The 20,052-nt window shown below is 49.7% G+C and carries 13 protein-coding genes; 4 read left to right on the top strand and 9 right to left on the bottom strand.

Translation table 11 applies throughout. From position 1 onward, the window contains the following. Nucleotides 1–29: 29 nt before the first annotated feature. Both ACQ4MZ_RS11460 and ACQ4MZ_RS11465 read right to left on the bottom strand, forming a co-directional pair. Nucleotides 30–2,402 carry an ABC transporter permease gene (locus tag ACQ4MZ_RS11460; protein WP_430845108.1) on the bottom strand — a complete coding sequence of 791 codons (2,373 nt, stop codon included), beginning with the start codon at nucleotides 2,400–2,402 and terminating at the stop codon, nucleotides 30–32. Between the two features lie 94 nt (nucleotides 2,403–2,496). Continuing rightward, nucleotides 2,497–4,893, bottom strand: a complete 2,397-nt coding sequence (locus tag ACQ4MZ_RS11465; RefSeq protein ID WP_430845110.1) for an ABC transporter permease — start codon at nucleotides 4,891–4,893, stop codon at nucleotides 2,497–2,499. Nucleotides 4,894–5,166: 273 nt separating this feature from the next. Between ACQ4MZ_RS11465 and ACQ4MZ_RS11470 the strand changes: the two genes are divergently transcribed. The 3 genes from ACQ4MZ_RS11470 to ACQ4MZ_RS11480 all read left to right on the top strand — a co-directional run bounded on the left by ACQ4MZ_RS11470 (nucleotide 5,167) and on the right by ACQ4MZ_RS11480 (nucleotide 8,539). Beyond that, nucleotides 5,167–6,651 carry a glycine--tRNA ligase gene (locus tag ACQ4MZ_RS11470; RefSeq protein WP_430845111.1) on the top strand — a complete coding sequence of 495 codons (1,485 nt, stop codon included), beginning with the start codon at nucleotides 5,167–5,169 and terminating at the stop codon, nucleotides 6,649–6,651. A gap of 174 nt (nucleotides 6,652–6,825) precedes the next feature. Continuing rightward, nucleotides 6,826–8,295 (top strand): nicotinate phosphoribosyltransferase, encoded by a 1,470-nt coding sequence (locus ACQ4MZ_RS11475; RefSeq protein ID WP_430845112.1) that lies wholly within the window; start codon nucleotides 6,826–6,828, stop codon nucleotides 8,293–8,295. Between the two features lie 10 nt (nucleotides 8,296–8,305). Beyond that, complete coding sequence (locus ACQ4MZ_RS11480) at nucleotides 8,306–8,539, top strand: DUF3820 family protein (protein WP_106596107.1); 234 nt, start codon at nucleotides 8,306–8,308, stop codon at nucleotides 8,537–8,539. Nucleotides 8,540–8,592: 53 nt separating this feature from the next. On the opposite strand, the gene ACQ4MZ_RS11485 is transcribed toward ACQ4MZ_RS11480, so the two are convergent. The 4 genes from ACQ4MZ_RS11485 to dinB form a co-directional block, all read right to left on the bottom strand. Continuing rightward, on the bottom strand, nucleotides 8,593–11,403 hold the full coding sequence (locus ACQ4MZ_RS11485) for a M16 family metallopeptidase (protein WP_430845114.1): 2,811 nt from the start codon (nucleotides 11,401–11,403) through the stop codon (nucleotides 8,593–8,595). A 55-nt stretch (nucleotides 11,404–11,458) separates the two neighbouring features. Then, nucleotides 11,459–12,082, bottom strand: coding sequence for a GyrI-like domain-containing protein (locus tag ACQ4MZ_RS11490; protein ID WP_430845116.1), 624 nt, complete (start codon nucleotides 12,080–12,082; stop codon nucleotides 11,459–11,461). Between the two features lie 229 nt (nucleotides 12,083–12,311). Beyond that, nucleotides 12,312–15,281: a DNA polymerase III subunit alpha gene (locus ACQ4MZ_RS11495; protein WP_430845118.1), complete on the bottom strand. Its 2,970-nt coding sequence runs from the start codon at nucleotides 15,279–15,281 to the stop codon at nucleotides 12,312–12,314. A gap of 24 nt (nucleotides 15,282–15,305) precedes the next feature. After that, complete coding sequence (gene dinB, locus ACQ4MZ_RS11500; RefSeq protein ID WP_430845120.1) at nucleotides 15,306–16,535, bottom strand: DNA polymerase IV; 1,230 nt, start codon at nucleotides 16,533–16,535, stop codon at nucleotides 15,306–15,308. 131 nt (nucleotides 16,536–16,666) lie between these two features. Between dinB and ACQ4MZ_RS11505 the strand changes: the two genes are divergently transcribed. Beyond that, nucleotides 16,667–17,434: an XRE family transcriptional regulator gene (locus tag ACQ4MZ_RS11505; RefSeq protein WP_430845122.1), complete on the top strand. Its 768-nt coding sequence runs from the start codon at nucleotides 16,667–16,669 to the stop codon at nucleotides 17,432–17,434. A 22-nt stretch (nucleotides 17,435–17,456) separates the two neighbouring features. Here ACQ4MZ_RS11505 and ACQ4MZ_RS11510 read toward each other — a convergent pair whose 3' ends face one another. From ACQ4MZ_RS11510 to ACQ4MZ_RS11520, 3 genes are all read right to left on the bottom strand, one after another. Next, a complete protein-coding gene (locus tag ACQ4MZ_RS11510; RefSeq protein WP_430845123.1) occupies nucleotides 17,457–17,852 on the bottom strand; it encodes a type II toxin-antitoxin system VapC family toxin in 396 nt (131 codons plus the stop codon). Further along, nucleotides 17,843–18,052 carry a hypothetical protein gene (locus ACQ4MZ_RS11515; RefSeq protein WP_430845125.1) on the bottom strand — a complete coding sequence of 70 codons (210 nt, stop codon included), beginning with the start codon at nucleotides 18,050–18,052 and terminating at the stop codon, nucleotides 17,843–17,845. Before ACQ4MZ_RS11515 ends, ACQ4MZ_RS11510 begins: the two co-directional genes overlap by 10 nt. A gap of 72 nt (nucleotides 18,053–18,124) precedes the next feature. Continuing rightward, nucleotides 18,125–19,906, bottom strand: a complete 1,782-nt coding sequence (locus tag ACQ4MZ_RS11520) for an ABC transporter ATP-binding protein (protein WP_430845127.1) — start codon at nucleotides 19,904–19,906, stop codon at nucleotides 18,125–18,127. Nucleotides 19,907–20,052: the final 146 nt, after the last annotated feature.

Raw genomic sequence — 20,052 nt, forward strand, 5'->3', positions numbered from 1 at the left:
GGTGTTCTCCATCCTCCCTTTCCTCCCCTTTAATCATTCCGTAAAGTCTCCGCCGGATTCGTAACGGCCGCTTTGTATGTCTGGATACCGATGGTGAGCAAGCCAATGAGCCCGAGGCTACCCATGCAAGTGAGAAATACGCCTGGGCCCAGGCTTGGGTGGTAGGTGAAAATATTGAGAAACAGCGCCCCAAGCCCATAGCCGATCGGCATCGCGATGATCGCTGCGACCAGGATCAGCTTCACAAATGCGCCGGATAGTAGTTGCATGATCTGGGCTGTACTGGCGCCCATTACTTTTCGCACGCCCACTTCTTTTACACGCTTGGCGGTGGAATAGGTGACCATTCCCAGCAAACCCATTGCCGCGATCGTGAATACGACGAATACCAGCAAATCGGTGATCTTCTGATCTTCATTTTCCAGATAATCCTCGTAAAGCTGGTCTTCATACCAGGAATACACAAACGACTCGTGCGGATGATACCGTTTCCAGATCTTGCCCAATGCGGCAGCGAGGCGTTCACGATCGGTCCCGGCGGCTACTTCCAAAGAAAGTACTTTGATTTCACGCGGATCGAAAGCGAACACGAGTGGTGCCACCGGCAGTTCGTAACGCATAAAGCAGAAATTTTTCACAATCCCCGATACGATCACCTGCGTTTCATTCAGCAGGATAGTTTGTCCAACCGCCTCCTTTGGATTTTTCCATCCGAGTGACTGGGCTGCTCTTTGGTTCAGGACCACGAAATGGATGGTGGTGTCAGTAGAGGCGGGGACATTTTCACCGGCGATGAATTGCAGCCGCATATTCTCGATAAAATTCCGGTCGGATGCATAAATGAAGCTTTCTACCGGATTAACCTGGCCTTTCTGAGATAATGGTGAAAGTTTAGCTTTTCCCGCGCCTTCATTCAAGGTGGCGGAGGTAAGGCCTACGCGTTTGACACCCGCTTCTCTGCCCATCTCATTGGCCAGAAGTTTGAAATCGCTGTCGGGTGCCAGCGAAACGTTCAGGATGTTTTTCCGGTTGAAATTCTCGTTGTCGGTAGCCATGTATTCAAACTGGCTGTTCATAATGCCGGTGCCGGTCATGAAGACCAATGCTACCACGAACTGGATAACGGTGAGTGTTTTCCGGAAACCGAATTTGCCCAGCCCGGTGGGCGCCATTTCGCCTTTCAGGATCTGGACCGGTTGGTAGGATGATAGAATCCTCGCAGGCAGAATGCCCGCCAGGAAGCCGGTAAACAATGTGAAGCCGATGAAGATCGCCCAAAGCATGCGCGTGTCGCCCACCTCCCATGTGAGCCAGCCCACATGGATGTATTCCTGCAAAAATAACAGCCCGAGATAACCAAGCCCGAACGCGAGCAAGGCAATCACGACCGTTTCGACTAAGAACTGGCTGACCAGCTGAAATTTTTTTGCGCCCGCGACCTTGCGTACTCCCACCTCTCGTGCTCGGCTGAGCGATCGCGTGAGCGTGAGGTTAATATAGTTGAAACCTGCCAATACGATAATCACCAGGGGAATAAGCAGGCTTACACCCATTTTCCACATCGGCTCCACACCAGGATTGTCCAGCAGCCCCTCCCAGTCCGGAGAAATTTCTGATAACGCCTGGCTGCGGAATGAATGCATTTTAATATCCTTGAAACGGACCGTCTTCTGGTTCTCTGCGGAAACGCGGGCCAGCGCCTGATCGAGGTCTGTGCGGGAAGAGCCTTTGGTAAGAAATACAAAAGTGTAGGTGTTATAGCTAAGCCAGTCCTCGGCTTTGAAGTCCTTTTGCATGAGCGGCAGCGTAGCCATTGATATCACCATGTCGGTATCCAAATGCGTCCGGAATCTTTTGAGCGGCTTGAAAACACCGGTAATGGTGAATGTCCCTACCTCGCTGTTTGTAAGTGTTTTGCCTATCGGATCGGCGTCGCCGAAGTAGCGTTCCGCCATCTCATGCGTGAGCACGGCCGTCCAGGGTTCGGTGGCCGGTTTCCCTTTTTCCAATGGGAATCCAAAGATTTCAAAGTACGCGGGCTCTACATAAATTCCGTATGTGCGGAGCGTTTTGATGCCGTTGCTCAGATTTGTGCCGAACGACCGGTTAATGCGCACCGTCTTTTCGATTACACTCTGCCCGTTCGCCAGCATTTGGCCGAGGGGGAACGGCGTTGAAGCAAGTGAATGCTTTTCGCCGACATTGTCGGTAGCGTCGGTAAGGATGCGGAATGTACGCTCCGGATAGGGATGGAAAGAATCCTTTTCAAAACTGCTTTGCACCTGTATGAGCTGCATAAAGCAAAACGCCATAGCGAGGCCAAGACCGACGATGTTGATGAAAGAGAACAGCTTGTGCTTCCACAGGTTGCGGATGGCGATTTTAAGGTAGCTTTTGAGCATAGGTTTTGGGGTTTGAAAGGAAAGGAGGAACGGGAGAAAGGGAAGGAAAGGGAAGAAGCAGCATGGAGAATAGGAAACTTTTCCATCTTCCCCTTCATTCCGCTCTTAAAGCTTTAACAGGGTTTGCCAACGCCGATTTCAATGCCTGCGAACTCACGGTTGCCAGTGCGATGACGATCGCGATGACGCCTGCCACGGCGAATATCCACCAGGATAATGTTTCCCGGTATTCAAAGTTTTGCAGCCATTCGCTCATCGCGTAAACGGCTATCGGCGTACCGATGGCAATGGCTACGAGCACAAGTTTGACAAAATCCTTCGAAAGCATCAGTACCACGTCCTGGACACTCGCACCGAGCACCTTACGGACGCCGATCTCCTTCGTACGGGCTTCGGCAGCAAATGCGGCGAGTCCGAACAAGCCCAGACAGGCGATCAGAATGGCCAGGATCGCGAATGCCAGCAGCACACTGCCCTGGCGCTGCTCAGCCTGGTATTGTTTGGCGAAATTCTCGTCGAGGAACTGAAACTCCGGGCGGGCTTCGGCATCGAAAGTCTTGTAAACCTCGCGGATGTAAGCGAGCGCTTCGGGCGTTTTGGCGACATTAATGCGTACATACATATTATCCTGCTCCTGGGGCGGGGCGAGCTGGATCACCAGTGGTTCAATTTTGTGTTGCAGCGAATAAATATGGAAATCTTTGATAACGCCCACGACGGTCAACTCCTTCGCTTTACCGTCCTTATCTGCAGGGTAGCGCAATCTCTTCCCGACCGGGTTTGACCAGCCCTGCTTATTGGCCAATGCCTCATTCACGAGGATTGAACCGGCCAGGTCGGTAGGGGAGTTTTTGATGAAATCGCGGCCTCGGAGCAATTTGATCTCCATCGTGCGCAGATAATCGGCGTCGGCCATGAAACGCTGCGTCATTTGGGTACTGGAAGGTATTTCCCCATGGTTGGTTTCAATAAAAAAAGCAGCCGATCCGATGGTGTTGTTGCCGATGGGGTTACTGGCTGCGGCAGCGCCTTCGATGACCGGATTCTGTTCCAGTTTTTCTTTCAATGCGCCCACCTGCGTCCGGACCTCGTTTTTATCGATATGAAAGGTCAGGACCTGTTCTTTGTTAAAACCCAGATCCTTATGATTAACATAGCGAATCTGACGGTACACAATGCCTGAGCAGGCGATCATCACCACGGTGGCTATAAATTGGAATACTACCAGCGATTGCCGGAAAACCGCACCTCCCGTATGGCTGCCGAGCTGGCCTTTCAATGCAATAACGGGTCGGTAGCCCGAGAGCATGAGCGCAGGGTATAGCCCGCTCAGAAGGCCGATCAGCAGCAGAAAAGTACCCGCGATACCGATTGTCAGCATATCATTGTTTTGAAAATCAAGACTTAGTGACTTTTCGGCCAACTGGTTGAAAAACGGTAATGCGGCTTTTGCTAATAAAAAACCTACAAAACCGGCGAGGATGGTCGTCATGAACGACTCCGTCAGGAACTGTCCGATGAGCTGGAAACGCTGTGACCCGATGGCCTTGCGCACGCCTACCTCGCGCACGCGTTTGAGCGAGCGGGCCGTATAGAGGTTCATATAGTTAATGCAAGCGATCACGAGGATCAGGAATGCGATAGCCGAGAAGATGTAAACTGTTTTAATATTTCCATTGGTACCGATCTCGTAATCCAGGTGCGAATGCAGGTGAATGGAGGTCAGCGGTTGTAAGTTTAGGTGGTAATCGGCATTACCCATTTGTTTTTGCAGGTATTTGGCATAAAAAGCGGGGAACTTGGCTTCCAACTTCTTCGCATCGGTACCGTCTTTTAAAAGTAGGTAAGTATAAATGTCCCCGTCCTGCCATCCGCCGGTATAGTCTGCGGGAAGCGACCGCAATGCGCTGAAATTCAAGTGGGAGTTTGCAGGGACGTCCTCCATGACGCCGGTAATGACGTTGGGATAATTATTGGAGAAAAACACAGTTTGCCCCATCGCTTTCGAAGCATCGCCGAATATGCGTGTTGCAAGGGTTTTTGTCAGGACGATTTTCTGGGGCTCGCGCAGGGCAGTTGCCGGGTTACCATACAGGAATGAGTAGGAGAATACGTCGAAAACGGATCCATCGGTAAAAAAGATATCAGGTGCATCCACCTGCTTCTCTTCGAACCGGATTTTACCACCGCCCTCGGCGCTGATGCGAACGGTTTTTTCGATTTCAGGATATTCATTTTGCAATGCCGGCGCGAATGGTGCGGAAGTAGGAGCGAGCTTGAAACTCCCGGTTTCCCACTCGGCCTCTTGAGTCACACGATAAATGCGGTCGGCCTTGGCGTGGAAGCGGTCGTAGCTCAGTTCATCGGCCACATAAAGCACCATCAGCCACACGGCCGCGATGCCGATCCCGAGCCCAAGGATATTCAGCCCGCTGAACAACCGCTGTTTACGGAAGTTCCTGATCGATATTTTGAGGTAGTTGAATAGCATAAGTCAAGGTTTGTTAGTCAGTGAACCTAAACAATTAAATTACATGCCAATAGTATTTTAACTTGATTATTAGCGGTTTACGGTTGGAAATGGTACGTTGGTTGTTCGCTAACGGACATCCCTGTTCAGCGGCGCACGCGCAATTGCGAAAAATTAACGCGGGATTTCCGTCAGGCGAAGAATGCGCAATGCCGCCAAAATCCCTAATTTTGCCAAATTCATGATTTTGATGGATTTAATAGTCTTTTTTCTTATTGATTTTAAACGAATAGAATGAGCCAGGCACCTGCTACCTCTCTGCAAGACATTGTTGGGCACGCGAAGGAATACGGTTTTGTATTCCCGTCTTCCGAAATATATGATGGATTACAAGCCGTTTACGATTATGGTCAGAACGGTGTTGAATTGAAAAACAACCTGAAAGCGGCCTGGTGGAAGGCTATGACGCAGCTCCACGACAATATCGTGGGTATCGACGCGGCGATCTTCATGCACCCGCTTACCTGGAAAGCATCCGGGCACGTCGATGGTTTCAACGATCCGATGATCGACAATAAGGATTCAAAAAAGCGTTACCGCGCCGACCAGCTGCTGGAAGGTAAAGCTGAACAATATGAAAAAGACGGCGAGCCCGAAAAAGCCAAAGCATTGCTGGCTGAAATGGGCCGTCTGCTCAGTGCCGAAGACCTCAATGGCGTTCGCGACCTGATCATCGCGGAGGGCATCAAATGCCAGGTATCGGGGACCAGCAACTGGACGGAAGTTCGGCAGTTCAACCTGATGTTCAGCACGCAGGTGGGATCGGTGGCTGAGGATGCGAATATGATTTACCTCCGCCCGGAAACGGCGCAGGGAATTTTCGTAAACTTCCTGAATGTGCAGAAAAGCGGCCGTATGAAGGTCCCTTTCGGGATCGCACAGATCGGTAAGGCATTCCGTAACGAAATCGTGGCGCGCCAGTTCATCTTCCGTATGCGCGAGTTCGAACAAATGGAAATGCAATTCTTCGTGCGTCCCGGCACGGAAGAAGAATGGTATAACAAATGGAAAGAAGCGCGGTTGAAGTTTCACAAGGCGATCGGACTGCCTGCTGAAAAATTGAAATACCACGACCACGAAAAGCTGGCGCATTACGCGAAAGCGGCTGTTGATATCGAATTCGAATTCCCATTCGGTTTCCGCGAAATCGAAGGTATCCACTCGCGTTCGGATTTCGATTTGCGCAACCACCAGGAACTTTCGAAGAAAAAACAACAATACTTCGACGCAGATCTGGATGAAAACGGCAAGCCGTACGGTAACTACATTCCTTACGTTGTGGAAACTTCCGTTGGCGCCGACCGTCTTTTCCTTGCGACGTTCTGTAATGCCTATACCGTCGAATCGGTAGGCGAGGGCGACAGCGCTAAGGAACGTACCTTTCTGAAACTGCACCCGGCATTGGCGCCATTCAAAGCGGCGGTGTTGCCATTGGTGAAGAAAGATGGTTTGGCAGAAAAAGCGCAGGTGCTGGCTAACTCATTGAAATCGTCATTCCGTACAGTTTACGACGACAATGCGGCGATCGGCAAGCGTTATACTCGCCAGGACCTGATCGGTACGCCGTTCTGTATCGTGGTGGATTACCAGACGATGGAGGACGAAACCGTTACCATCCGTCACCGCGATTCGATGGAGCAGGAACGTGTGCATATCAGCGAATTGAAGGAAAAAATCGGTTATCAGGTAGCGATCGAGCGTATTCTCGAAGCAATCTGATCAGTTTGAATAGGATTATTGAGCGGGGTTGCTACCATGGCAGCTCCGCTTTTTTATTTTAACAGTTACCCCATTTACCTTTTGGTCGATAGCCGGGCAGGTAAATCAGTTTTGGTAGTTATAATGCCGATTATTTAGTAACTAGGCGGTTTTAAGACACCAATCCCTAGTGAAATGATCAACCAGCTTTACGATACTTCGATGAGCCTTCTGACAGACCTGTACCAGCTCACCATGGCTTACGGCTACTGGAAGTCGGGCAAAGCCGAGCAAGAGGCTGTTTTTAATCTCTATTTCAGAAAACATCCATTTCAGGGCGGATTTACCGTCGCGTGCGGGCTTAGCAGCGTGATTGAGTACTTGCAGGAATACCGTTTCAATGAACAGGACCTGGCTTATATCGCATCGCTCACCGGCGGGGGCGGGAACAGGCTTTTCGATGACGGGTTCATCGATTACCTCCGCAAAATGGAGCTGCAATGCAGCATCGACGCCATTCCGGAAGGCACGGTAGTGTTTCCGAATGAGCCGTTACTGCGCATTCAGGGGCCGATTCTGCAATGCCAGCTCCTTGAAACGCCCTTGTTGAACCTGATTAACTTTCAGTCACTGGTGGCTACCAAAGCAGCCCGGATGCGACTGGTCGCCAAGGACGATGCATTGCTTGAATTCGGCCTGCGCCGTGCACAGGGACCCGATGGAGGTGTAACAGCAAGTCGTGCCGCATATATTGGCGGGTTCGATGCTACTTCCAACGTGCTTGCGGGGAAATTGTACGATATTCCGGTGAAAGGCACCCACGCGCACAGCTGGGTGATGTCGTTCGACAGTGAACTGGAAGCATTCGAAACTTATGCGAAGTACATGGCCAACAATGTGACTTTGCTCGTGGATACTTACGATTCATTAAATGGTGTCCGGCATGCGGTAGAAGTGGGGAAGCAGTTGCGCACCCAAGGGCACGATCTCGCTGGCATCCGTCTTGATTCGGGCGACCTTGCGTATCTGAGTATCGAAGCGAGGAAAATTCTGGACGAAGCGGGCTTTGAAAAAACCAGCATTGTGGCGAGTAACGACCTTGACGAATATATTATGGACAGCCTGAAAATCCAGGGAGCGAAAATCAATGTATGGGGGATCGGTACAAAACTCGTCACGGCATTTGATCAACCTGCATTGGGTGGTGTTTTCAAGCTCGCGGCGATCCGGACCGACTCGGGCGAATGGGACTACAAACTGAAATTATCAGAGCAGGCGATCAAAGTATCGACGCCGGGAATTCAGCAGGTAAGGCGGTTCAAGGATGCGAGCGGCTTTGTTTCGGATATGATATTCGATATCGAAACTCCGCTGATCGGCAAGGCTACAATGGTGGACCCGTATGATTTTACAAAAAATAGGTCATTCGACGAGTCAGTGCATTACGAGGATTTGCTCGTCCCCGTTTTCGCAAAGGGTCAGCTGATCTACAAATTGCCGTCTGTACACGATACCCGGAAGCGTTTGCAGCAGCAGCTGGCACATTTTTATAAGGGAATTAAACGCTTTGTAAACCCGCACACATACCCGGTAGGGCTTGAAAAGGAATTATTTGATTTAAAAACGAACCTGATTTTTAAACTTCGCGCAGGTAATCAGGCGTGAAAACACGAGTATGCAAGAGTTAACACATCCGAACAGCGAGATCCTCAAAGATCTGATTAGCTACAAAATGCCTTTTGGTAAATACAAGGATCAGGTGATCGCCGATCTCCCGGTATCCTACCTCGAATGGTTCTACCGGGAGGGTTTTCCATCCGGCAAGCTGGGCATGTTGCTGGGAACAATGCTGGAAATCAAGATGAACGGATTAGAGTCTCTGATCCAGGGGTTGCGAAAAGTCGCATAAACAAATGGCCCGGTTCCAAATGCGGAACCGGGCCATTTGTTTACATTAATCAGTTACTTCTTCTCCGGCATGAGCACCACTTTGATGAAATTGTCATCATTGAAATACTTCCGCGCGGCAGCTTTGGTACTGGCCACGGTTACTGATTTCAGCAACCGGTCTTGCTCGAAAATTTCATTCAGATCGTCGCCGAGGAATGTATTATCGTCGAGGTAATCGAGCCAGAAGCCGTTCGTCTTCAGTGCCGTCTCTGTTTTGCGCTGGGTTTCTGCGACGAATTTCTCGATATCCTTCTGATCTGCACCGTTTGTTTTGATCTTGTCGATTTCTTCCTGCGCCCTTTTTACCAGTTTATCCACATTCTCGGGCGCGCAGCCGAAGCCAATGGAGAAGCGGTAATGGCCGGTGGGGAATTTATCGGTACCTTCCGAAACACTTACACCGTAGACGCCGCTTTCTTCTTCCCGAAGTGATTCGATCAGTTTAATCTGCAAAATCTCCTGCAATGCCTCAATCTGTACATTGTTTTCGGGATTATAGTCATATTCCCCGCTCGAAACGAGTGTTACCCTGCTTTTGGGTTCCAAACCTTTATAAATCACCTTCTCGATGCGTCCTTTCGGTGGAAAAATATCGGGGTGGTTGAACGTATCGTCCCGATCGCTCGACGGCAGGCTACCCAGGTATTTCTCGATCAATGGCTTGATCGTCTCCGGCTTGAATGCCCCCACAATCGTAAACACAAAGTCGGATGCGTCGGCGAAGCGGTTTTTGTAGATTTCAAATGCCCGGTCGAGATTCACTTTGTCGATGCTCTCCGGTTTCAGCGGCTGCCTTTTGGGATTGCGGCTTGTCAATACCGCATTTAACGAATCGGAATAGACTTTTTCAGGAGTTAAAGTCTTTTGCATATTTTCCAGGTAGGCCTTCTGGTTAGCCAATATACCCGTCACGACATCCGCATCCTTGCGGGGCTCTGTGAAATAGGCATATATCAGCTGAAATGTCGTTTCGAGGTCTTTCGGATTCGTATTACCGCCGATGCCTTCGGTAAGTTCGCTCAGGTAGGGGCCTGCGCTGGCGGTTTTGCCCGCGAGGAACTTTTGCAGCTGCGTCTGGTTATAAGGCCCCACGCCGCCGGATTGGACGAGGTAGCTCGTGAAAATGCCTGTCTCGCGCTCACCCGGGAAGAGCGAATATCCGCCCTTGGCAGTCGCTTTGATCAGGATTTCGTCATTTTTGAAGTCGGTAGGCTTCAATAGCACCTTCACGCCATTCGAAAGCGTAAGCTCGGTAACGCCTAGTTTGTCGAGCGTCTTTTCACCTGCGATTTTGCCGGCAACAGGTTCCGATTTCAATAATGGCGCATCTACAACGTCGTCTACATACGCCGTCACATCTTTGCCGGCTTCATTCAGCAATGTGCGGATTTCCGCTTCTGTGGGGAGAGCATCCTTGCTTTTTTCAGGTCCCATGATCACCACCGCCCTGTTTTTGTCGGTAATGTATTTTTTAGCCAGTTTGTTGATTTCGGCCAGCGTCACCCCATCCAGGTGCTTTTTAACAAATTCGAAATAGGCATCGGCGCCCATAAACGCCTTGTCGTGAAGGAAGTGGTTGAGATATTCCTGCACGTGGTTGGCGGATTTCGTTTTGTCCCGCTCCTTGTAATCTTCTTCGACGGCATTGTAAAAGTCTTTCTTTGCGCGATCGAGTTCAGGTTGCGTAAAACCGAATTTTTGCACCCGCGCGTTTTCTTCCAGGAGCGTCGTCAATGCGGTTTTCATCGAAGCCGCGTCCTTCGCAAGCGCGATAGAAGTGTAGGAATCCAGGTTCCCGAGGAAATCGCCATACTGGCTCGCACCGTAGAGGAACGGCGGATTGGCCTTTTGGGTGAGTTCCTGCATCCGCTGGCCCATCATGGCATTATACAGTTCCTGGGCAAAATTGTTCCGCACATCCTGCAACGATTTTTCTTTCGTATTAGGCTGTTTATAAATTAATTGAACGAGATTCTGCGGGTATTCCGGGTCAGTTACGATGGCCACTTTGGTAGAACCATCCAGCGGAATATCATAGCGAATGCGTTTTTTGGGGTTGACCGGCGGTTTCATGGAGCCGAATTTCTGGGAAATGAGGGCTTCCACTTTGGCCACATCAAAATCACCGACTGCTATCACGGCCATCAGATCGGGGCGATACCAATCCTGGTAAAATGCCTTGATCGTCTCGGGTTTGAAGCTTTTCAAAATGCTGTCCTTCCCGATAGGCAGCCGTTCGGCGTAACGCGAGTTGTTGAGGATCACTTTCAGGAATTTATCGCGCATGCGTTGTTGCGCGCCGCGCCCCATACGCGACTCTTCGAGCACCACGCCGCGTTCTTTTTCTATTTCGGAGGGATCGAGCAATGCGCCGTGGGCCCAGTCTTCGAGCACCTGAATCCCTTTTTCGAGCAATCCCGCGGAGTCTGTCGGGATGGGCAGCATATAGACGGTTTCATCAAAACCGGTATAGGCATTCAGGTCGGCTCCAAAGCGCACCCCCGTTTTTTGGAGGAAATTGACCAGCTCGTTTTTAGGAAAGTGCGTGGTACCGTTAAAATTCATGTGTTCCATGAAGTGCGCCAGCCCCTGTTGCGCGTCGGTTTCGAGTACCGATCCCGCTTTAACCGCCAGGCGAAGTTCTGCCCGGTTCCTGGGCTCTGCGTTCTTCTTAATGTAGTAGGTGATTCCGTTTTTAAGTTTTCCGGTCTTTACACTGGGGTCGAGAGGGATTTTTTGAGTGTTCAGGTCCTGTGCGTGCACCGTTGCGACAGAAACCACACCCCATCCGGCCAAGCATAATGCTATGAACGCCTTTTTCATTTTTCTACTTTTAATTTTGATGAAATTCAGGAGGGGCGAAAGATATTGAAATAATCTATTTAACCGGTTCGCGCAGAATGGTTTTTAATTTGTCGGGTGGCGTCTTGCGGAAATCAGACAGATAAATCTCATGATGCAGACCATTACGCTCCAAATTACGGGCTGTCATAAATTCCATTAGCTTGGCTAAAGACTCCGGTTCGCTGTCAAACGGCCCGGTATGCAGCATTTGTACCACTTTCCCTTCTTCCAGTTCAAAGAAGGTTACGTCTTTAATGTCCACGATGCCTTTTGCTGTATAACATTCATTTACAGCTGATTCGACGTCCTTTCGGGTAACGAAATCCGGAATGCGGATCAGCAATCTGTATTCCCATTCGCTACGGGGAATGGTTTGGGGTGCATTGTGGATGGTCGCGTGCCGGTAACGGCTCTCATCGTACCACCAGAGGCCTTCCAGTTTGGCAACTACAAAATCCTTATCTCGTGCTTTGAATGCAAATTTGAGCGCATAAGCCACGGGATAAAGCGTCTGGATTTTCTGCGCAAAACCTTTATCCGACGGGTCCCCTTTTCCCTGAATGGACAGGTATTGAGCCTTCGTGAGATGAACGATTTCCGGTTCGCTTTTCGCCGAATAGTAAGTTTTGAATTCTTTGGTAAGATCAATTTTTTCCATGACCGGGCTGTTTTCAGGTTATTAATGCTGCAATTAATGCTTGCCAGTTGACAACAGTATGGCAGCAGTCGTAGGAAATCGCAGCCATCCTGGAAAAAAATCATTACAATGGCGGCTTGGGAGGGCATTCGGCAGTTTGAAATACATAGCAGTCGCGAGCCGGACGCCCGGAGGCAATGCGCCCTAAGGAACGGTGTCAACGACGAGGCTATCTTCGGAAAGTCCGAGACTACCGCGCCGCCGACTCCATTCGCGTAATTTCCGCTACTTCTACGGTGAGAAAGCCGAATTCTTCCGTCACAACGCCGCGAATTTTGTAAACGCCTTTAACTGATCCATTCACTTTGGCAGCCGCCGTGGGAAAATGGACAGTATCGATAAATTGCCCTTCGTAATCGAGGAAAGTTCCGAACTGCATCGACTCACCCCGGTTCGTTCGCGTGTTTTTCAGGGCTACCAGATAGCCGTATTGCACCACTTCCTGGTTTACATACTTGTGCAGATCGCGCGACATGACACTCTTGGGCAACGGGTTTTTCAGCAGGTTGAAAGGGCTGCAAAGCGGAAAGCCGAGCAATTCAATCTGGTCATAGGCATCATCCAGGATAGAGGAATGAAATTCCGGCAGGTTAAAATCCTTGATTTCGGTATGGAACAATTGCTTTTGAGGCACTTTGACAGGCGTGGTGCTCAGCCGGAAATGCGCCTTCCAAAGCAGTGTTTTCTTCCCGATACCTGTAAACCGGAATGCATCGATCCGGATCAGGATCGTCAATTGTTCTATCGAAATGGGAACGCGGTCGAGGAAATCGTTGAGGGATGCGAACGGGCCGTCTTGCCTCCGGGCGCTGAGAATCCTTTCGATCGTTTTTTCTTCCAATGCATTCAGGAATTGCATGCCGAGATAAATTTCATGCCCTTCGATGGTCGCCTGGGCTTCGCTGTGGTTCACGCATGGCGCATGTACGAGTGCGCCGAGCATGCGTGCCTCGTGTATGTACAACTCGGGCGCGTAAAAGCCGCCGCCATTATTGAGGACAGCTACCATAAATTCCAGCGGGAAATAAGCTTTCAGAAACAATGTCTGATAGCTTTCGACGGCATAGGATGCGGAATGCCCTTTGGCGAAGGCAAATCCGGCGAAGCTGGCAATCTGGTTCCAGATCTCCATAGTCATGTCCTCGTCGTAGCCCTTGCTCCGGCAGTTCTTGAAATATTTCTTTTTAACCCGTTCAAATTCTTCACGTCCGCGAAACTTCCCGCTCATGCCACGGCGGATCACATCGGCCTCGCCGAGCGTGAGCCCGGCAAAATAATGTGCAACCTTGATTACGTCTTCCTGGTATACCATAATGCCGTAAGTCTCCTCCATCAGTTCCAAAAGGCGCGGATGAGCTTCGTTACGCTTTTCGGGATGGCGGTGACGCAGAATGTACTCGCGCATCATGCCGCTTTTGGCGACACCGGGCCTGATAATGGAGCTGGCCGCCACGAGTCCGAGGTAGTTGTCCACTTCGAGTTTTTTCAGCAGCATCCGCATTGCCGGTGATTCCACATAAAAACAGCCGATGCATTGCGCCTCCCTGATCAGATCGTTAATCTTCGGGTCGATTTTGAACTTCCGCACGTCGTTGATGTCAAAATCAGCGGCATCTGGACGGTTGTACCGGATGATTTCAAGTGTTTCCTTGATCTTCGCGAGTCCGCGCTGGCCCAGAATATCATATTTATTTAGCCCCACATCCTCGGCAATCACCATGTCGAATTGTGTGGTAGGAAAGCCCTTAGGCGGGACGTCCGTGGCCGTGAAGTAATGCATAGGGCGCTCCGAAATGAGGATACCACCGGCATGGATGCTCAAATGATTCGGTTGGTTGTTGGTTTGCAGGTAGTCGGCATACCTGATGACCAGCCCCGAAAGCTGATCGAGTTTCTTCGGGTCATATTTACCATTGCTTAATGCATCGATTTCATAAGCGGGTAAACCGAATACTTTCCCTAACTCACGCACGGCCGAGCTGTGTTGAAAAGTGCTGTAAGTTGCCAGGAGCGCCGCCTGGCCGTTTTTGCCGTATGTATCAAAAATATAGCGCGTCACATCCTCACGGTCGCGCCAGGAGAAATCGATGTCGAAATCGGGCGGATTTTTGCGGTGAAGGTTGATAAACCGCTCGAAATACAAATCCAGCTCAATCGGATCGACATTGGTAATATTGAGCAAATAGGCGATGATGCTGTTCGCCCCACTGCCCCGGCCGACATAATAATAGCCCTTTCGGCGGGCATAATTCACAATGTCGTGATTGACCAGGAAAAACGGTACGAAATTCTGCTGCCGGATCATTTCTAGTTCCTTGGCGATGCGGTCGAAAATTTCATCAGTGATATTGTCGCCATAGCGGTAGCCAAGTGCCTGATAGCTCATCGATCTCAGCCGTTTGAAATCTTCCTCTTCGTTTTGGCTGAAAACTTTCAGGTTCTGGTGTTCACGTTCGCTCCCGAAACTGAAATGGATATTGCATTCGTCCATCAGCTTACGTGTGTTTTCGAGGATAGTCCGAAAGTCCTTTTGTTTGAAATGATATTCCAAGACCTTCGCTTGCACGATCTGTTCATTCTCTTTGCCCGTTTCACCGACCGTGAGCTTGCTCAGCAGTGTGTTGCCGTCGATGGCCCGCAGCAACCGATGCGCATTGAAGTCCTTTTTGTTTCGGAAAGTCAGCGGCTGTTGAATAACCAGCCTGTCCATGAACCGATGCAGCGGCGAGTAGTGCAGTTTATCCAGGTCCTGCATCGAAATACCGATGTATTCGTTGGGGCGGAACTGCTCGCGGCGTTCTTTGTTCAGTTTTTCAAAAGGGTAAATAAACGCCACATGTTCCATTTCCGGCGCGCTGTCAGGAAATGGAGTGCCCGCCAGTTTCTGAGCCGACAAATAAGCATTCAAGGCCTGAAAGCCGTTATTATCCTTCGCCAATGCCACAAATTGCTGCGTCACTCCATTGCGGAAGTCGATTCCGACGATGGGTTTGATATCGAACCTGGGTGCCATGCGAATGAAATTCAGGCAGCCCGAGGTGTTATTAATGTCCGTCAGCGCAATGCAGTCGTATCCATTCTCACGACAAAGCGCAAGAAGTTCATCCTCGGGAATCGTCCCGAAGCGAAGGCTGAAATAAGAATGGCAGTTGAGTAACATGAGTACTTGAAAATCGGAACGTCGCTAGGCATTTCGATGCGCCGGAATAAAGGGCGGCTCGCCGTTGAACGGGTTTCCCATCGCGCCGATGTCCGAGATACCCATTGTGCTGGCCCAGCTCAGTATCTGGTCGCCGTCTTTGTTATAAGCGTATTTGGTTTTAATGTAATCCATGGCCTGGTAAAGGTTCAGCCGCTCTTCGGTGTCGTCGAAGAGGTTAATCTGATAATTCCCCGTCACCAGGTCGCTGAAACTGACCCCCACCAACCTTACCATCATCCGGCGATTATAAAGCTGGTCGAAAAGCCGTTCGATATGCGGGATCAGCACATGGTCCGCGGACGTGTAGGCGATTTTCAATTGCCTGGAAAATGTGTTGAAATCGGAATAACGGATCTTGACCGAAACACAGGACGTAAGCTTTTCGCCAGTTCGCAGCTGAAAAGCCAGCGTTTCTGCCATCGCGCGCACCATTTCACGCATTTTCTTCACATCGCCGGTATCCCTACCGAAAGTCCGCTCGCTGGAAATCGATTTGCGCTCGTGGAATGGCACGATAGGGGAGTTATCGAGCCCGTTGGCACGGTTCCAGAGCGAGATGCCATTTTTGCCTAAAACCTGCCCCATGATCTCCATAGGCATTTCCTGGATTGTTTTTACATACCGGATCCCGAGGTTGTGGAGTGTCTGGTTCATTTTTTCACCTACCATCGGAATTTTCTGTACTTCCATCGGCGCCAAAAACGGCTTTTCCTGGCCGGCATCCACTTTAAGCTGATTGTTCGGCTTGGCTTCCCCGGTCGCAACCTTCGATACCAGCTTGTTAGTAGCCAGCCCAAACGAAATAGGCAGGCCGGTTTCGCGGATAATGCGCTGCCGGAGCTCGCTGGCCATTCCATAGCAACTGTGGTATTTGTCCATTCCCGACAGATCCGCATAAAACTCGTCGATACTGGCCTTTTCAAACACGGGGACACTCTGGCTGATGATCTCGCTCACTTCCTTCGACTGTTTGGAATACGCTTCGCCATTCCCGCGGATAACAGTCGCTTCGGGACAAAGCATGCGGGCCATTTTCATAGGCATGCCGGAATGTACGCCAAATTGCCTCGTTTCATAGCTGCAAGCCGCCACTACGCCCCGATCGCCGGTGCCGCCCACAAGTATAGGTTTGTTTTTAAGCCGGCTATCCTGCTTGCGCTCTACGGATACGAAAAAGGTATCCAGGTCAAAATGTAATATCGCACGGTTCACTGTTGTTTGGAGTTTTTACAAAATTATGGATTTATTCCAAATATATGGATCAAATCCATTTCTTAAAAGGAAATATTCCAAAATATTTGTAAGTTTGAAGGGTCAAGACATTGTCAATCGGTAACATTACCATGCTTATGGCTATTGATGAAGAATTCAGGCGTTTCAAGCAGATCAGAGAAGAGCTCAGTCTGACCCAGGCGGCATTTGCCGAGGAGTTGGGTATCAGTGCCACCACTGCCGACATCGAGCGGGGGCGTACGCGCATACCCGGGCAGGTAGTGAAGGAGCTGCTCAAAAAGTACCACATTAATCCACTCTGGCTGTTTGGAGACAGTCCGCAGAAGTACCTATATACGGACAGAGTATTCGTCAATCCGAAAGTAGTGACGGTCGATCAGGCGGGGAACGACAATATTGTGCTCGTTAGCGCGAAAGCGGCGGCCGGCTATCCCAACAATATCGGTGATGCGCAATGGTTTGAAGCTTTGCCTGCCTTTACAATACCGTTGCCGGAATACCGTAATGCGACGTTCAGAGGGTTTCAGGTCGATGGCGATAGTATGACACCGGCGTTGCAGTCAGGTGAATGGATTTGGGCTCGCGCGGTGGATGACTGGGATGCGATAAATGATAAGGATATGTATGTCGTTATCACAATCGACAGTGTCCTGGTTAAAAAGGTCCGGAAAGAAAAAGATTCCGCCTTTGTGAACCTGATATCGCTCAATCCTGACTATGCGCCGATCCGCGTGGACCGCAACGAGATCCGAGAAGTATGGCAGGTAAACAGTAAATTGTCTTTCAACCTGGAAGAGGACAAGACAGAAATAAGTTTGCAAGGCCTGTACCAGGAAATGAGGGAGTTGCGGCAGGAGGTGAAGAAACTGGCTAAATAAGGGTTTTGATTATAGTGTCTGACTATTTCTGGCTAAATGGATTAAGCATACGAAGGTTTTCAATCCCGGCAAAATCTTTTGTGTTGTTGGTGATTAAAGTTAAGTTATAAACTATCGCTGTTGCTGCAATTACGGCGTCTGGAAGCTTGATCCTACGCTGTCTTCTCAGGTCTGCGGCTTTGAACCTGATTTCCTCTTCAAGGCCGAAAGAACGGGAAAGATCGACAAAAAGGCGAACTATATCGAAGTCGACTTGGGCTCCTGATTTCCAACTGTACAGTTCTATTTCGGTGATTGCAGAAATGCAAATTCGTGTGGTATCAGCAATATCATTCATCACTTGGGCCGGAGCAGGCGCAAATTCCTGTTGCAGATAATAGATAGCGATATTGGTGTCCCAAAGATAGGCTAACTCCACGACCCCCGCAGTTCCTTGAATTGACGTTCGATTTCTTCGGGGGATTGCTTGGTCATCTTGCCTCTCAGGAGACGTATTGCGCTGGTGTCTTTTATTGGTATTGTTGCCTGGTGCAGACGGATCAGGTTCAGACTTTCGAGATTTTTTAGAAGATCCAGTGCCTTTTCGTCGACAATGTCGATTGTTATGGTTTGTTGCATAGTGTGATGAATTAGCTTTTATGATTTTTAAAGTTAATCAATCACTATTGCATTTCAATCGTAGGTTGTATTTTACACCTCTTCGGAAATCAATTGCTTCTCATACAGTTCCTTATAAGCACCATTCAGCGCCATGAGCTCCGTGTGGGTGCCTTGCTCTACAATGCGGCCTTCGTCGAGGACTACGATCTTGTCGGCGAGCTTGGCAGAAGATACGCGGTGGGAAATGATCAGGGAGGTCCGCTGGTCCATGATCCGCTTCATATTGTTAAGGATAATGTTTTCGGTGTTGGTATCTACCGCCGAGAGGCAGTCGTCGAGTACGAGGATTTTCGGGTCGCGGGCAATGGCGCGTGCGATCGAAAGACGCTGTTTCTGACCGCCCGATAGCGTAATGCCTCTTTCACCGAGCATAGTTTCGTAGCCTTGCGGAAAGTCTTTGATATTATTGTAAAGATCGGCGTCTTTCACGGCCTGTTCGATTCTTTCAAATGGCATGTCTTCGGTGCCGAATCGTACATTATTCTCAATGCTATCCGAGAAAAGGAACACATCCTGCGGCACGTAGCCGATCTGCCGACGGTAACCGTGGACATCGTAATCTTTCATCGGAATGCCGTCGATCAGGATCTGACCTTCGGTTGGGTCGTAGAGGCGGCATAATAAGTGGGCGAGGGTGCTTTTACCCGAGCCTGTGGTGCCGAGAATCGCCACGCTTTCGCCGGCTTCGACCGTCAGATCAAAATCATGCAATGCTTTAATGCCAGAATCCGGATAGACAAATCCGACGTGGCGGAAGGTAATCTTGCCGTCCAGCGGTTTGGTGATGTTTTCCTCGGATACCAACGTCGTTTTTTCGTTCAAAAACTCATTAATCCGGAGTTGTGACGATGCGGCGCGCTGGATCTGGCTTGTAGTCCATCCCAATGCCATCACAGGCCAGGTAAGCATATTGACATACAATATGAACTCGGTGATATTGCCCGGAGTAAGGCGGCCATTGATAATTTCCTGACCGCCTACATAAATGACCAGGATGTTGCTTAGTCCTATCAAAAGGACAATCATAGGGTAGAAGAACGCATCGACTTTCGTAAGACCCAGTGATTTGGTTTTAAAAACTTCTGCCTCCTTTTGAAAATTGGCATAAGACCGGCCCTCCTGAACGAAAGATTTGATCACGCGTATTCCGGAAAATGCTTCCTGTACGTAAGTTGAGAGCGCCGAAAGCTGCTTCTGGATCTCCTGTGAGCGTTTCATGATCATGCTGTTGACCACATATACGCTTACCGAAAGCACCGGTAATGGTAATAACACGTAAAGGGTGAGCTTCGGGCTGACAGAAATCATGTAGGAGATCACCAGGAAGAATAGCACAATGAGGTTGATGCCGTACATAAGTGCCGGGCCGACGTAAATGCGGACGTTGCTCACGTCTTCCGAAATACGGGCCATAAGGTCGCCGGTGCTGTGGCGACGGAAAAACGCAGCCGGAAGCGTTTGGTAATGCTGGTAAATATCGTTTTTGAGTTCGAACTCGATATGGCGCGACATGACGATGATCGTTTGTCGGACCAGAAAGAGAAATATTCCTTTGAGCAGCGCCATGAGCAGGATCAGGAAACCGTAGAGCAGGATACTGAACGCAAAAATGTCATACATACCGCTTTGCAGCGATACGCCATTGTAGAGGTAATAAATGTCCAGCGTTTCGATCACTAGGTCGAGCGCGTAACGAACGAGCTGCGCCGGAATAATGCCGAAAAGATTGGATACGATTGTAAAAATGATACCGAGGATGAGGTACCACTTATATTTCCACAAATATTTGTTGAGAGATTTTAATGCTTTCACCGGTTCAGATTTTGATCAGCCGTGCTGGACGCTTTCTAGCCAACATCCTATTTTACCAAAACGTTGCAAAATTAAAACGACGCGTCCCAATTTTCCGATTGTGAACAAAATAGTCTAATTTTGCGGTCGATTTTAAAAACAATTCA

The organism is Dyadobacter sp. BHUBP1 (assembly GCF_050587785.1).
In the GTDB taxonomy this organism is placed as follows: domain Bacteria; phylum Bacteroidota; class Bacteroidia; order Cytophagales; family Spirosomataceae; genus Dyadobacter.

Bases quoted from the DNA above. Each gene is read 5' to 3' on its own strand.
- ACQ4MZ_RS11460 (WP_430845108.1), bottom strand. From the start codon at position 2,402: ATGCTCAAAAGCTACCTTAAAATCGCCATCCGCAACCTGTGGAAGCAC.
- ACQ4MZ_RS11465 (WP_430845110.1), bottom strand. From the start codon at position 4,893: ATGCTATTCAACTACCTCAAAATATCGATCAGGAACTTCCGTAAACAG.
- ACQ4MZ_RS11470 (WP_430845111.1), top strand. From the start codon at position 5,167: ATGAGCCAGGCACCTGCTACCTCTCTGCAAGACATTGTTGGGCACGCG.
- ACQ4MZ_RS11475 (WP_430845112.1), top strand. From the start codon at position 6,826: ATGATCAACCAGCTTTACGATACTTCGATGAGCCTTCTGACAGACCTG.
- ACQ4MZ_RS11480 (WP_106596107.1), top strand. From the start codon at position 8,306: ATGCAAGAGTTAACACATCCGAACAGCGAGATCCTCAAAGATCTGATT.
- ACQ4MZ_RS11485 (WP_430845114.1), bottom strand. From the start codon at position 11,403: ATGAAAAAGGCGTTCATAGCATTATGCTTGGCCGGATGGGGTGTGGTT.
- ACQ4MZ_RS11490 (WP_430845116.1), bottom strand. From the start codon at position 12,082: ATGGAAAAAATTGATCTTACCAAAGAATTCAAAACTTACTATTCGGCG.
- ACQ4MZ_RS11495 (WP_430845118.1), bottom strand. From the start codon at position 15,281: ATGTTACTCAACTGCCATTCTTATTTCAGCCTTCGCTTCGGGACGATT.
- ACQ4MZ_RS11505 (WP_430845122.1), top strand. From the start codon at position 16,667: ATGCTTATGGCTATTGATGAAGAATTCAGGCGTTTCAAGCAGATCAGA.
- ACQ4MZ_RS11515 (WP_430845125.1), bottom strand. From the start codon at position 18,052: ATGCAACAAACCATAACAATCGACATTGTCGACGAAAAGGCACTGGAT.